This window comes from Neotabrizicola sp. VNH66 (assembly GCF_049445895.1).
Taxonomy (GTDB): domain Bacteria; phylum Pseudomonadota; class Alphaproteobacteria; order Rhodobacterales; family Rhodobacteraceae; genus Pseudogemmobacter.
Map to the genome: position 1 here is coordinate 37,131 of NZ_JBMSDW010000004.1, position 13,241 is coordinate 50,371.

At 68.8% G+C, this 13,241-nt stretch carries 12 protein-coding genes; 6 read left to right on the forward strand and 6 right to left on the reverse strand.

Features of this window, described 5'->3' with window-relative positions:
* The first annotated feature begins 93 nt into the window (after positions 1 to 93).
* Positions 94 to 594 (forward strand): transcriptional regulator, encoded by a 501-nt coding sequence (locus ACO2Q5_RS07075; RefSeq protein WP_423289346.1) that lies wholly within the window; start codon positions 94 to 96, stop codon positions 592 to 594.
* A gap of 46 nt (positions 595 to 640) precedes the next feature.
* Here the strand turns inward: ACO2Q5_RS07075 and ACO2Q5_RS07080 are convergent, their stop codons facing one another.
* From ACO2Q5_RS07080 to ACO2Q5_RS07105, 6 genes are all read right to left on the reverse strand, one after another.
* Positions 641 to 913, reverse strand: coding sequence for a GlsB/YeaQ/YmgE family stress response membrane protein (locus tag ACO2Q5_RS07080; protein ID WP_423289348.1), 273 nt, complete (start codon positions 911 to 913; stop codon positions 641 to 643).
* A 33-nt stretch (positions 914 to 946) separates the two neighbouring features.
* Positions 947 to 1,585: an alpha/beta hydrolase gene (locus ACO2Q5_RS07085; protein WP_423289350.1), complete on the reverse strand. Its 639-nt coding sequence runs from the start codon at positions 1,583 to 1,585 to the stop codon at positions 947 to 949.
* Positions 1,582 to 2,484, reverse strand: a complete 903-nt coding sequence (locus ACO2Q5_RS07090; protein WP_423289352.1) for a ring-cleaving dioxygenase — start codon at positions 2,482 to 2,484, stop codon at positions 1,582 to 1,584. Before ACO2Q5_RS07090 ends, ACO2Q5_RS07085 begins: the two co-directional genes overlap by 4 nt.
* Positions 2,485 to 2,591: 107 nt before the next feature.
* Positions 2,592 to 3,407: a glycosyltransferase family 2 protein gene (locus ACO2Q5_RS07095; RefSeq protein WP_423289354.1), complete on the reverse strand. Its 816-nt coding sequence runs from the start codon at positions 3,405 to 3,407 to the stop codon at positions 2,592 to 2,594.
* A complete protein-coding gene (locus tag ACO2Q5_RS07100; RefSeq protein ID WP_423289356.1) occupies positions 3,401 to 5,962 on the reverse strand; it encodes a hypothetical protein in 2,562 nt (853 codons plus the stop codon). Before ACO2Q5_RS07100 ends, ACO2Q5_RS07095 begins: the two co-directional genes overlap by 7 nt.
* Positions 5,963 to 5,965: 3 nt before the next feature.
* Complete coding sequence (locus ACO2Q5_RS07105) at positions 5,966 to 6,919, reverse strand: hypothetical protein (protein WP_423289358.1); 954 nt, start codon at positions 6,917 to 6,919, stop codon at positions 5,966 to 5,968.
* Positions 6,920 to 6,995: 76 nt separating this feature from the next.
* Between ACO2Q5_RS07105 and ACO2Q5_RS07110 the strand changes: the two genes are divergently transcribed.
* From ACO2Q5_RS07110 to lspA, 5 genes are all read left to right on the forward strand, one after another.
* Entirely contained in the window at positions 6,996 to 8,048 is a 1,053-nt protein-coding gene (locus ACO2Q5_RS07110) for a saccharopine dehydrogenase (RefSeq protein ID WP_423289360.1), read from the forward strand.
* 13 nt (positions 8,049 to 8,061) lie between these two features.
* The gene (locus ACO2Q5_RS07115; protein WP_423289362.1) at positions 8,062 to 9,213 is read left to right on the forward strand and encodes a saccharopine dehydrogenase family protein; all 1,152 of its coding nucleotides are present in this window, start codon (positions 8,062 to 8,064) and stop codon (positions 9,211 to 9,213) included.
* Between the two features lie 105 nt (positions 9,214 to 9,318).
* On the forward strand, positions 9,319 to 11,049 hold the full coding sequence (locus ACO2Q5_RS07120; protein WP_423289364.1) for a heparinase II/III family protein: 1,731 nt from the start codon (positions 9,319 to 9,321) through the stop codon (positions 11,047 to 11,049).
* A 13-nt stretch (positions 11,050 to 11,062) separates the two neighbouring features.
* Complete coding sequence (purH, locus tag ACO2Q5_RS07125) at positions 11,063 to 12,676, forward strand: bifunctional phosphoribosylaminoimidazolecarboxamide formyltransferase/IMP cyclohydrolase (protein WP_423289366.1); 1,614 nt, start codon at positions 11,063 to 11,065, stop codon at positions 12,674 to 12,676.
* 3 nt (positions 12,677 to 12,679) lie between these two features.
* Positions 12,680 to 13,195: a signal peptidase II gene (lspA, locus tag ACO2Q5_RS07130; protein WP_423289368.1), complete on the forward strand. Its 516-nt coding sequence runs from the start codon at positions 12,680 to 12,682 to the stop codon at positions 13,193 to 13,195.
* Positions 13,196 to 13,241: the final 46 nt, after the last annotated feature.

The following is a 13,241-nucleotide window of genomic DNA, read 5'->3' on the forward strand; positions in this document are numbered from 1 at the left end:
ACAGGTGAAGCCGGCCCTTCCGCCCCCCGTTTCTTTGGCATTATCAGCCGATTGGGGGTTGAGCGGCGCGCGCCCTTCGCCCATCCTGCCGCCATGGCCCGCCCGAAGTCCCTGCCCGATGCCGATGTTCTGCGCGAAGCCCGTCTCCTGCATGCGGCAGGCGGGATGAAGGCGCTGACCTTCGGCAATCTGGCCCGGGCGACCGGCCTTGCCGCCTCCACCCTTGCGCAAAGATTCACCACGGTCGAGGGGCTGGCCGCCGCCGCCGCCCGCGACGGCTGGGAAGGTCTGGTCGCCGCCGCCGCCGTGGCCGAAGCCGCCACGTCGGACAAGGGGCCGGGCGCCTATCTCAAGGCTCTGGACGCCGGGGCCGCTTCGGTGCCCGCCCTGCTGGAGCTGGGGCGCAGCGACGAAGGCGCGCGGCTGCTGGCGGCGGACTGGCGCAACCGGGTGGAAACCGCACTTGTGGTGCGGTTGGGACAGGGCGAGAAAGCCCGAACCGCGGCACAGGCCCTGTTCGCGGCCTGGCAGGGGCAGGTGCTGTGGGGCGGCGCCGAATTCCGCATCAAGGATCTGGCCCGCCGCCTGACCTGATCCGCCCCCGGCTTGGGCTGCACGGCCCGGGGCCGCACCGGACCCGTCAGCGCATATAGGTCTTCCACAGCCAGATCAGCGCCAGCGCCCCCAGAAAGGCGCCCAGAAATCCGGCCACCGTTCCCAGAGACCAGATCAGCACGCGCACCAGACCGCCGCCGATCAGCGCGCCAAGAACGCCAATGGCGACGGTCGTCGGCACATCGGTCTGCACCTTCATTACCCGCGTTGCCAGAAAACCGGCCGCGGCGCCCACGATCAACAGCCAGAAGAACCCCATCTGCCCCTCGCTTTCCTGACTGGGAATATGGGGTGTCACGCCCCGCCACGCCAGAGGCGGCGGGGTCGCAGGTCAGGCGGACAGCCAGGTCCGAAGCATGTCCAGATCGCGCGGCAACATTCCATGCCCCGCCCCCGGCCAGACCGCGGTTTCCACCGTGGCCCCCATCCCGGCCAGCACCTCGGCCGACCTTTGCGCGCGGGCCAGCGGGATATGCGGGTCGCGTTCGTGCACGCTGATCCAGACCTTTGCGCCATCGCGGCGGCCCGGATAATCGAACCGCTTGTCGGCAAAGCCATAAAGCGCCGGGTCAGCCGTGCCCCCGGCATCGCCCGTACCGATCAGCCCGCCGGAAAACGCCAGCACGCCCGCCAGCCCCTCGCCCTGCCGGGCGAAGGTTTCCAGCGCAAGGCCAGCGCCCTGACTGAACCCGGCAAGCCAGATCCGGCTGCGGGGAATCCCCTCGGCCTCGAACTGGCGGACGGCGGTGTCCATCGCCGCCACCCCGCGCGCCACGAACGGCTCCATCTGCGCAGCGGGCGCGAGGAACGACGTGGGCCACCACGAATGCCCCGGCGCCTCGGGCGCAAGGGCGGCGACATCCGGCAGGCGGGCCGCCTGCCAGAGGCCAAGGATATCGGCGGCATCCGCCCCGCGGCCATGGGCCAGCACAAGGCCGGCCCGGGCCTTCTCCGGTCCCGCGCGCTTCATGATGCCACCCGCAAAGGCGGCAGCGTGCGTTCGATCCGGTCGCGCATCCCCTCATACTGCGGCGGCAGTTTCAGCGTGGTGCCAAGGGTCTCCACCGGCTCATCCACCGCGAATCCGGGCGGGTCCGTGGCGATTTCGAACAGCACGCCGCCGGGTTCGCGGAAGTAGATCGCATCGAAATACTGCCGGTCGATCACCGGCGTCGTCCGATGCCCCGCAGCACCCAGCCGGGCCTGCCAATCGAGTTGCTCCTCGGGCGATCGGGCGCGGAAGGCGACATGGTGGATCGACCCTGCCCCCTGCCAGCCCCGCGCCGCGCCATCGACACGGATCAGGTCCACAACATTGCCCCGCTCATTTCCCGGCGCCCGGAAACGCAGCCGTTCGCGGCCCTGCCTCACATCATGACCCGCCGGCTGCCAGCCGAAGACATCGGTCAAAAGCCGCGCCGTGCGATCCGGATCGTTCAGCCACAGGGTCACCGAATGGAACCCGTGGCCATCGGTGCCCGCCTGCTCCACCAGCTCCACCACCGCGCCATCGGAATCGCGCAGGGTCGCCAGTTTTTCGCCGAAGCGGTCCTCGGTCGGGGTGACGTTGTGGCCTGTCGCGCGCAGGTTTTCGACAGCAGCGGCCAGATCGGGCACCGCATAGGCAAAGGCGCTGGCCATGCCGGGGCCGGGCTTGCCGGGACCGACACCGGCAAAGGGGAAATAGGTCAGGATCGTGCCAGGGCTGCCGGTCCGGTCGCCGTAATACAGATGCCAGGTGCCGGGGTCGTCAAAATTCACAGTCTTCTTGACCAGCCGCTGCTTCAGCGCGCCGGTGTAGAAATCCGCGTTGGATTGTGCCGATCCGGTGATCGCCGTCACATGGTGAAGTCCGGGGATATGCGTCATGTCATCCTCCATCCCGGGCGGGGTGCCCGTCTGGGATGAAAGATAGTATGCGCGATTTCAGATGAAATACCTGATCAAGACCATATGAACCTGCACATTCGCACAGATCAGCGCCCGCGGGTGAAACCGCTGCCCCCCCGTTTCGCCCGGACCGCCAGCGACACCGCGGCATAGACGGCAAAGCCCGCCGGATCGCGCAGCGCCAGCGCCAGAAGCCCGCGCAAGCCCAGTCGGGCCTTGCCTTCGCGCGACAGGATGCCGGGATAAAGCGCCTCCAGTTCCCGCACGCCCGCATCCTGCCGGCGGCGGGTGCGGGTCAGCGCGGCCCAGCCTTCGACCATGGGCCAGTCATAGCGGGCGGGGACCTGCACCCGCTCCGCCGGGGTGAATTGCAGCCGCACGAACGTGTCGTCCGAGATCAGCCGCGGAAAGGCGCCCCACCTCGCCCGGCCCGCCGCATTCACCGCATATAGCCCGTAACCCGGCGCCACCGTCCTGTTGAACGGCAGGCGCTGCCAGAACCGCGCATAGGCCCGGGTCAGGGCCGAATGCGCGCGGGGGATCACCGGCGTGGCGCCCGCATAGACCGGCCCGTCACGATCCAGCGCCTGCACCAGCTGCGCCAGAACCGCCGGGGTCAGCACGCAATCGGCGTCCAGATAGGCCCGCAGCACACCTTTGGCCACTCCATCTCCGGCATTCAGCGCGCCGGGCTTCGACCCCTCGGTCAGATCGAGGACCGTGACCGTCCAGCCCGCGGGCACCGGCACCGCGCGGGCGGCGGCCACCGTGCCGTCGCGGCAACCATTGGCCACCACGATGACCTCAGCCCCACCGGGCACCGGATCACTGGCCAGCACCGCGGACAGACAACGGGCGATCCAGCCCTCTTCGTTCGAGGCGGGGATGATGACGCTCAGCATGCGCCGCAACCCGTGGCCAAGGCCTGCCAGCGCGGGTTGTCGTCGGTCAGATGCCGCAAGGCGCCCCAGCTGCCCCATTTTCCGGGGGCATAGACATCGACAAAGGCATTGAACGGCGCATCGCTGACCGCGGCCCAGCCTTTCAGCAGGTCGGCATAGACCTGCCCCATCTGCGGGGAATAGTTCAGCAGGGTGAAAAAGGCGGTCAGTTCGGGATCGTCCACCAGCGCGCCCTGCCCCACGACATGGGTGCCGCCTTCATACATCACCAGCCGCAGGCCATACCGCTGCGCCACGCCCGCGTGATAGGGAAAGACCTCTCCCGTCACCTGCACCAGAGAATCGACCCGCGCGCCGGTCAGCCGCCCGTCGCGCAGCTCCTGCGCGGCGCGGTCGATGGCAAGGTCGAAGCGATGCGCCTCGATATGGGCGGCGCGGTCTTCCTCGGCCAGTTCGGCGGCCACGGACTCCGCCGCCGCCCGGCTGTCCGCCAGCCAGCCGCGCACGGCGGCCTCTTTCTCCGCCGTGCCCAGCTGGCCCGAGACATAACCGGTGATCGCATAGGCATCGAAGCTTTCTTCCGGCGCGGGCTTCCCCTCACCCGTCACCAGTGGCGAGGCGAGGATATCGGCCTCCAGCCCGGTCCATCCGGTCTGGGTGGCGATGACCCGCACCAGCCGGGCCGGGTCCTGCGCCACATCGGACCAGATCGCCATGACCTCAACCGCGCGCAGGGCATAGAACTGCACCCAGGCATGCTCTCGCCCCCAGCGGGCCTTGGCCTGCTCCTCGGCCCAGGCGGCCTGGGTGAACTGCCAGTTCCAGACCTCGTTCGAATATTCCACCCAGACCTGCCGCCCCGGTTCCAGATCGCGCAGCAGGACGGTGGCCATCTCGCGCACCAGCGCGTCCTCGGCCAGATGGGGAATGTTGACCCAAGGATCGGCGTCCAGCTCATTCGCCAGCCGGGCGATGATTTCCACCGGCACCCCCGCCCGCGCCCATGAATAATCGGCGGGCTTGGGGCGGTCCGCGGCAAGGACCAGCGTGGAATCATTGGTGGCCAGCCAGTCCATGAACCGCAGCATCTTGGCGCCCCGGATGCGGACCAGCCAGTCGGGGTTGAACACCTCTCCCGCGGCCAGCGCCGCCGCGCGGTCCTCCCGCACCACGGTGATGGCGCGCAGGGGATCGGCGGGGTCGGTTTCGGTCAGGGTCAGGATCACGCCGCCTTCGCCCGGCGAATAGTCAAAGACGATGCGGCCCGGCGCCTGTTCCACCACGATGCCGCGGCCCGAGACTGTCAGTTCACCGTTGCCCTGATGGGTCAGCACATAGCGTCCCGCGACACCGCCCGCTTCCGGCGGCAGGTCGGTCAGGATCAGCGTCGCAATCCCCGTCACCTCCTCCGGGATGCGGGTGGGCCAGCCCGCGGCATCCAACGCGCCCGCCGCGCGCAGGTCCGCCTCCTCCCAGCCGCCCCATTGGCCCGGCAGATGCGCGACCCAAGGCCGCGCGGTCTTCATCACGTCCAGAAACGGCTGCTGCACCGACCAGTCGTTCACCCCCGCCAGCCCGAGCGCGAGATTGGGGTTGGTGATCGCGGTCAGCGCCACGGCGCCCTCTGCCCCGGGCGAGGTCTGCGGCGCCTCCGTAACGGCGGCGGGTTCCGTCGCAACCCCGCCGGCCGCGTCCGCCTCACCGCCCGCAGGGGGGGCAGGATCGGCGGGCGCGGCCGTTGCAGGGTCGGGCATGGCTGTATCGCCATCCGCTGCCACCGGCGTCGCGGCCCCGGGCGAGGTCTGCGGCGGGGCGGGCTGCGCATAGCCGCTGACCGCCACCCATGCGATGTGCTGCAAGGCATCCGCCTGATCCTCGGTCATCACCGCCGCGCGGGAAGGCCAGAGCCTTGTGATCTTGGCGGGCAAGGCCTCGGGCGAGGTGCCGGTCAGGGCGGCCACCTGCACCATGGCCACGAAATACAACCCCTTGTCCGAAGGGTGGATCTCATCATCGAAAAACTCGGCGATGGAGGTCAGGCCCGGCACCTCCCCCGCCTCCAGCGCAAGGGACAGCGCCGCCATCGCCTGCCCGGCGGGAATGATCCGCGCCTGATCGCCCGCGGCGCCCTCCCACAGCGGCAGGTCGGCGGCGATCTTTGCCCGCCATTCCGCAGCGCCCCCGGCGCCGAAGGCGGGCCATGTCTCATAAAGCCAGACCCGGGTGTCCGGGTTCGCCTCGCGTGCGGCACCGGCCCAGCGGGCCACTTGCCCGGCGGTGTCATTCCATTGCACATGGTCGGCCACCGGCTGCGCCTCGGTCAGGATCAGATCGGTGACGGTGCCTTCGGCCAGCCGGGCGCGGGCATCCACGCCTTCCCCCTCGGCCGAATGATCCCAGGACCAGACCAGCGGCGCACCGTTGATCACCTGCGCCTCGACCCGAGACGGCGTGCCGCCTGTGGCCAGGGCCGCCTCGACCAGACCGGGCAGGTTCGGCCCCACCAGCGAATGGCCGACGAACAGGATTTCGGCCAAAGCCGCGAAAATGCCCATGGTCTATCCTTTGGGAACGCCGGTTGCAGGATAGGATGTGACGACGCGCCAGACCACTGCCTGCATCGCCCGCGCCGCATCCTCCGAAGGTGCCCCCGCCAATGTCCCGTCGGCCTTCGGCAGTTGCGCGGGCAGACCCACGGGGGACCGGCCATAGATCACCGCATAATGCACCATGGCCATGGCCCATGCGCCCAGATCGGAGAAATGGATGTCATCGGACAGAAACGCCGCGCGCGCGGTGACGCCGGGGATTTCCCCCGCCTCCGCCGCGCGGACCAGCGCGGCCAGCGCCTGCCCGCCGGGAATCACGTGGATCGTGCCGACCCCGGGCTCCGCCATGGCAACGCGCAGAAGCTGCCCCTCCCACAGGGCGGGCAGATCGCCGTCGATCCGCTCCAGCCAGCCCGCCGGATCGCCGGTGCGGTGCCATGTCTCATACAGATAGACCCGCGCCTGCGGGTTGGCGGTGCGGATGCGACGGGTCCATTCGGCCAGCGACCGGGCGCTGTCGTGATAGCGGATCGCGTCCTTCAGCTCGACCATCTCGGTCAGGACGAAGACCGGCCAGTCGCCGCTCTCCACCGCCTCTGCCACCGGCACAAAGGCCGGATGGGCGTTCTCCTCGGCAAATCCCGGCACCTGCCCGTCCAGATGGTTCTTCAGCGAGGCGCCCCAGCCCAGTTGCGCGCGCCAGTCATGCCCCGCGGCGGCGGCTAGCATGGCAGGCATGTCGCGCCCCACCAGCGAATGGCCCAGATGATAGACCTTGACCGGCCCGTCGGGCGGCGGCAGGGGCGCTGTATAGGCGGCGCGGAATGCCTCGGACGGCAGGACGCGCGCGGGCCACAGGGTGGGCCAGACCCGCCACAGCGCCGCCGCAAGCAGAAGAAGCACACCCAATCCGGCCAGAAGCTTCACCCTTGCACCCCGCAGCTCTTCACCTTCCTGCCCCATCTGCTATCTGTAACGCCGCTTTACCAGATGTCAGACCGGAAGCAGACCGTTTCCGGACAGGAAGGGGCCGAAAACCATGACCGTGCACCTGTGGGTCCGCGCCGAACAGCGCCCGAATGAGGAACGCGTGGGCCTGATGCCCGAAGGGGTGGCGGCGCTGAAAGCCGCGGGTATCCGCGTCTCGGTCGAGGAATCCAGCGTCCGCGCCCTGCCGATCGACGGCTACCGCGCCGCCGGGGCCGAGATCGTGGCCGAAAATTCATGGCCGCAGGCGCCCGCGGATGCGATCATCTTCGGACTGAAGGAACTGCCCGAAGACGGCACGCCCCTGCCGCACCGCCACATCATGTTCGGCCATGCCTTCAAGGGCCAGCCCGCCGGACAGGTGCTGCTGAAGCGGTTCAAGGCCGGGGGCGGCGCGCTTTACGATCTGGAGTATCTGGTGGATGACACCGGCCGCCGCGTGGCCGCCTTCGGTTACTGGGCAGGCTTTGCCGGTGCCGCGGTCAGCCTGAAATGCTGGGCCGCACAGCAGCATGGCGCGATCTGCGGCCCGGTCGGCCCTGTCAGCTCCAAGACCGAACTGATCGAACAGCTGGAAGACGACCTGCAAAGCCTGGGCCGTCCGCGCGCGCTGATCATCGGGGCCAAGGGCCGCGTCGGCACCGGCGCCGCCGATCTTTGCGCCGAGCTGGGCGTGCAGACCACCCTGTGGGACATGGAGGAAACCGCCCATGGCGGCCCCTTCCCCGAGGTGCTGGCCCATGGCATCTTTCTGAACTGCATCCTTGCCCGTCCGGGCTGCCCCGTCTTTGTCCCGCGGGAGGCGCTGACGCAGGTGCGCCGCCTGTCGGTCATCGGCGATATCGCCTGCGACCCGACCTCGGACTTCTCGCCGATCAAGATCTATGACCGCACGACCGACTGGGAAAATCCCGCGCTGCGGGTGGCGGAATTTCCGCTGCTGGATGTGACGGCCATCGACAACCTGCCCTCGCTTCTGCCGGTGGAATCGTCGCAGGATTACGCGGCGCAGCTCTTGCCCACGCTGTTGCAGCTGACCGACATCGACGCCGGGGTCTGGGCCCGGGCCAAGGCCGATTTCGACCGCCACAGCGCGGCGCTTTGAAAGGATTGCGGATATGACCATCCATTGGTGCGGCACCGGCCTGTCCTCCGGCCCCGGCCTGCGCCGCCTGATCGGGGCGGGGCATCAGGTTGTAGTGTGGAACCGCACGGTCGCCAATGCGGCCGAGGCGGTGGGCGACATCGCAAAGGACATCCGCCCCTATACGCTGGAGGCGCTGACCGCCGCGCTGGCCCCCGGCGATGTGGCGATTTCCATGCTGCCCGCCGACCAGCATGTCGCCATCGCACAGGCTTGCCTGTCGAAGGGCGCGCATTTCGTCTCCTCCAGCTATATCGCACCGGAGATGCGGGCGCTGGACGGCGCTTTCCGCGAGGCGGGGCTGGTCAGCCAGAACGAGATCGGCCTTGATCCCGGCATCGACCATCTGATGGCGCATGACCTTGTGGCGCGCTACCGCGCCAGCCGGGTCTACAGCCCGGAAAACGTGCTGTCCTTCGTCTCCTACTGCGGTGGCATTCCGAAGATCCCGAACCCGTTCCGGTATAAATTCAGCTGGGCGCCCGCGGGCGTGCTGAAGGCGCTGCGCTCGCCCTCGCGCAGCTTGCGCAACTTCTCGGAACTGCGGATCACCCGGCCGTGGGACGCGATCAGCGAATATGTCGCCCCTCTGCCGCAGCCTGAAAGCTTTGAGGTCTATCCCAATCGCGATTCCTATCCGTTCATAGAGGATTACCGCTTTGATCCGGCATGGAAGCTACGCGATTTCGTCCGCGGCACCATCCGGCTGAAAGGCTGGGCCGAAGCCTGGGCGCCGATCTTCCGCACCGTCGAAGGGCTGGAAGGCGCCCCCGCGGCCGAGGTGGACCAGAAGCTGACCGCGATGGCGAATGACCTGCTGAAGACCAACGCCTATGCGCCGGGTGAACCCGACCGTGTGGTCCTGTTCGTCAGCCTGAAGGCCGAACGTGACGGCCGCCCCGTCTTCCACGAGACCTGGGCCATGGATGCCTGGGGCGACGACCGCGGCAGCGCCATGGGGCGGCTGGTCTCCACCCCCGTGTCGCTGGCGGTGGAATCGGTACTGAACCGGGAAATCCCCGCGGGCGTGCATTCCGCCCCGCATGATCCGAAGCTGGTGGCCCGCTGGCTGGACCAGACCCGCGCACTTGCCCAGTATCTGGACCGTGTGGACCATCTTCAGTGACCGGAAACGGCTGACACATTACCGTCAGATGACAGAAGGCGCGGCGCGGGCTACAGTCGGCCCGCGCGATCCGGGGGGCAACCCGGACCGAAGGGGCAGCACCGCGTGACACGACAGGACGGCAGAACAGGCCGCCGGGACCGGCTGGCCAACCGCTACGCGGCCTGGGCCGCGCGGCGGTTGCGTGTCGTCACGGCCTTTGTCGCCCAGCCGGAGCCGCGGTCCATCGGGCTGCATGCCCGGGGCAAGCAGATCCTCTCCGGCAACATCCTGCTGGCGGGCCATCTGGCCGAGGCGCCGGGCGTGCCGATCTGGGACATCACCGCCCCCGACCCCGCCTTCGCGGCCGAGGCGCAGGGCTTCATCTGGCTGGACGATCTGGTGGCGCTTGGCACGCCGGCCGCGCGCAAGCTGGCGCAGGACTGGACGGCGCGCTGGATCGACCGCTATGGCCACGGCCGGGGTCCGGGCTGGACGCCCGACCTGACCGGGCGGCGCATGGTCCGCTGGATCCATCATTCCGTCTTCCTGATGTCCGGGCAGGACAAGGCCGCGCATGACGCATGGTTCGCAGCCCTTGCCCATCAGACCGAATTCCTCGCCCGCCGCGCCCGGTCGGCCGCACCCGGCCTGCCCCGGTTCGAGGCGCTGATCGGTCTGCTCTATGCGGGGCTGTCCCTGCAGGGGATGGACCGCCACGCCGGGCCTGCCGCCGAATCGCTGGCCCATGACTGCGCCGATCTGATCGACGCCGAAGGCGGCATCGCCAGCCGCAACCCCGAAGAGCTGGCCGAAATCCTCACCCTTCTGGGCTGGGCCGTCCGCGGTCTGGCCGAGGCGGACCGGGCCATTCCCCGTGCGCTGAGCCAGGCGGTGGACCGGATCGCGCCCTGCCTGCGCATCCTGCGCCATGCGGACGGCGGCCTGCCGCGGTTCCATGGCGGCGGCACGGGGGCCGAGGGACGGCTGGATCAGGCGCTATCGGCTTCGGCCATGCCGCGCCCGCCGGGCCATGCCGCCATGGCCATGGGCTATCTGCGGCTGTCGGGCGGGCGCACCAGCGTCATTCTGGATGCCGCGGACCCGCCCGCCGGGCCGCACCGTGCCACCGCCCATGCCTCGACCGGGGCGTTCGAACTGACCTCGGGCCGCCGCCCGCTGATCGTGAACTGCGGCTCCGGCCTGCCCTTCGGCGCGGAATGGGGGCTGGCGGGCCGGGCGACGCAATCGCATTCCGCCCTTGCGGTCAACGGCTTCTCCTCCTCGCGCTTCGGCCAGAACGCCCGGTCCGAGATGCTGGAACATTGCGCCCGCGTCACCGCCCTGCGGCAGGCGGGGGGCGATGGCGCGCTGGTCTGGCTGGCGCATGACGGCTGGTCGGCCACCCACGGGCTGAGCGCCGCGCGCGAGTTGCACCTGTCCTCGGACGGTCGCCGTCTGGGCGGGACGGATATCCTGACCGCCCAAAGCGCCGCCGAACGCGCCCGGTTCTCGGAACTTTTCGACCGGTCGCGGCTGGAGGGGGTGGGCTTTGCCCTGCGGTTCCACCTGCACCCCGATGTGGATGCCACGCTGGACATGGGCGGCACGGCGGTCTCCATGCAACTCCGCTCGGGCGAGATCTGGGTGTTCCGCCATGACGGCAAGGGCCGCCTGTCGCTGGACCCCTCGGTCTATCTGGAAAAGGGGCGGCTGAAGCCGCGCCCGTCGCGGCAGATCGTGCTTTCCTGCGCCGCGCGCGATTTTGAAACCCGCATCGGCTGGACCTTGGCCAAGGCACAGGATACTCCGCTGGCCATCCGCGATCTGGACCGGGACGATCCGGTCCTCCTCTGAGCTGAGAGGCCCCATGTCCATCACCGCCCCGACCTCCTCTGCCCCGACCGCGCCGGTTGCGGTGCGCCGCGCCCTGCTGTCCGTGTCCGACAAAACCGGCCTGCTGGACTTTGCCCGCGCGCTGCACGGCCACGGGGTCGAGCTTCTGTCCACCGGCGGCACGGCCAAGGCGCTGCGCGACGCGGGCCTGCCGGTGAGGGACGTGGCCGAGATCACCGGCTTCCCCGAAATGATGGACGGCCGGGTCAAGACGCTGCACCCGATGGTTCACGGCGGGCTGCTGGCGCTGCGCGACAATGCCGACCATGTGGCCGCGATGGAAACCCACGGCATCGGCGCCATCGACCTTCTGGTCGTGAACCTTTACCCGTTCGAGGAAACCGTGGCCAAGGGCGCCGATTATGCCACCTGTGTCGAGAATATCGACATCGGCGGCCCGGCGATGATCCGCGCAGCTTCGAAGAACCATGCTTTCGTGGCAGTGGTCACCGATGTCGAGGATTACGCGGCTGTGCTGGCCCAGCTGGCCGAGAATGGCGGCACGACCTATGCGTTCCGCCAGCGGCTGGCGCTGACCGCCTATGCCCGGACCGCGGCCTATGACACCGCCGTCTCCACCTGGCTGGCCGCGGCGATCGAAGAGCCTGCGCCGCGCTACCGCAGCTTTGCGGGCAAGCTGGCCCAGACCCTGCGCTATGGCGAGAATCCGCATCAGAAGGCGGCCTTCTATCTTGACGGCTCTGCCCGGCCCGGCGTCGCCACGGCGCGTCAGTGGCAGGGCAAGGAACTGTCCTATAACAACATCAACGACACCGATGCCGCCTTCGAACTGGTGGCGGAATTCGCGGGCCAGGGCCCGGCGGTTGCCATCATCAAACACGCCAACCCCTGCGGCGTGGGCAAAGGCGCCACTCTGAGCGAGGCCTATCAGCGGGCCTATCGCTGCGACACGACCAGTGCCTTTGGCGGGATCGTGGCGCTGAACCAGACGCTGGACGCGGCCACCGCCGAAGAGATCGTGAAGATCTTCACCGAAGTCGTCATCGCCCCCGATGCCACCGAAGAGGCCAAGGCCGTCTTTGCCGCGAAAAAGAACCTGCGGCTGCTGACCACCGGCGCACTGCCCGATTCGAAGACCGGCTTCCTGTCGGTCCGTCAGGTCTCGGGCGGGTTCCTTGTGCAGGATTCGGATGTGGACAGCGTGACACCCGCCGATCTGAAGGTGGTGACGCAGCGCGCGCCTTCGGGGCAGGAGCTGGAAGACCTGTTCTTTGCCTGGAAGGTGGCCAAGCACGTCAAGTCGAACGCCATCGTCTATGTGAAGGACGGCGCGACCGTGGGCGTGGGCGCGGGCCAGATGAGCCGGGTCGATTCGACCATGATCGGCGCGCGCAAGGCGGGTGAGATCGCCGCCGCCGAAGGCCTGTCCGAAAGCCCCGCAGTGGGCTCGGTCGCGGCCTCGGATGCGTTCTTCCCCTTCCCCGACGGGATCGAGGTGCTGGCCGCGAATGGCGTCCGCGCCATCATCCAGCCCGGCGGCAGCATGAACGACAAGGCCGTGATCGAGGCGGCGGACCGTCTGGGCCTTGCCATGGTCCTGACCGGCCAGCGCCATTTCCGGCACTGATCCATGCGCAGCGCCGCCCTTGCCGCAGCCCTGACCTTCGTGCTGGATCAGGCGACGAAGATCGGCGTCGTCCATGGCCTGAACCTGATCGAACGGGGCGAGATCGACATTCTCCCCCCTTTCCTGACGTTCCGCATGGCATGGAACTACGGCATCAATTTCGGCCTGTTCTCCGGCCCGAACGAGGTGACCCGCTGGGCGATCATCGTCATTTCCATCGCCATTTCGATCTGGGTCTGGCTGTGGATCCGCCGCGCCCATCCGCGGCGGCTGGCGCAGGTGTCGGCGGGGCTTCTGGTCGGCGGCGCGCTTGGCAATGTGATCGACCGGCTGCGGTATGGCGCGGTGGCGGATTTTCTGAACATGTCCTGCTGCGGGATCGAGAATCCCTATGCCTTCAACGTGGCCGATATTGCCATCTTCGCCGGGGCGGCGGGGCTGGTCCTGTTCACCGGTACGCCGGGGAAGTCCGGGCCGAAACCTGCAAAGCGCGGGAAACCCGACCGAAAGACCCCGTGACGGGGCCGCAGCGATGCGCTAAGACGAAAAACGGAACAGACGGAAG

Coding starts and splice junctions, on each gene's coding strand:
- purH (WP_423289366.1), top strand. CDS start 11,063: ATGTCCATCACCGCCCCGACCTCCTCTGCCCCGACCGCGCCGGTTGCG.
- ACO2Q5_RS07100 (WP_423289356.1), bottom strand. CDS start 5,962: ATGGGCATTTTCGCGGCTTTGGCCGAAATCCTGTTCGTCGGCCATTCG.
- ACO2Q5_RS07075 (WP_423289346.1), top strand. CDS start 94: ATGGCCCGCCCGAAGTCCCTGCCCGATGCCGATGTTCTGCGCGAAGCC.
- ACO2Q5_RS07110 (WP_423289360.1), top strand. CDS start 6,996: ATGACCGTGCACCTGTGGGTCCGCGCCGAACAGCGCCCGAATGAGGAA.
- ACO2Q5_RS07095 (WP_423289354.1), bottom strand. CDS start 3,407: ATGCTGAGCGTCATCATCCCCGCCTCGAACGAAGAGGGCTGGATCGCC.
- ACO2Q5_RS07090 (WP_423289352.1), bottom strand. CDS start 2,484: ATGACGCATATCCCCGGACTTCACCATGTGACGGCGATCACCGGATCG.
- lspA (WP_423289368.1), top strand. CDS start 12,680: ATGCGCAGCGCCGCCCTTGCCGCAGCCCTGACCTTCGTGCTGGATCAG.
- ACO2Q5_RS07085 (WP_423289350.1), bottom strand. CDS start 1,585: ATGAAGCGCGCGGGACCGGAGAAGGCCCGGGCCGGCCTTGTGCTGGCC.
- ACO2Q5_RS07115 (WP_423289362.1), top strand. CDS start 8,062: ATGACCATCCATTGGTGCGGCACCGGCCTGTCCTCCGGCCCCGGCCTG.
- ACO2Q5_RS07105 (WP_423289358.1), bottom strand. CDS start 6,919: ATGGGGCAGGAAGGTGAAGAGCTGCGGGGTGCAAGGGTGAAGCTTCTG.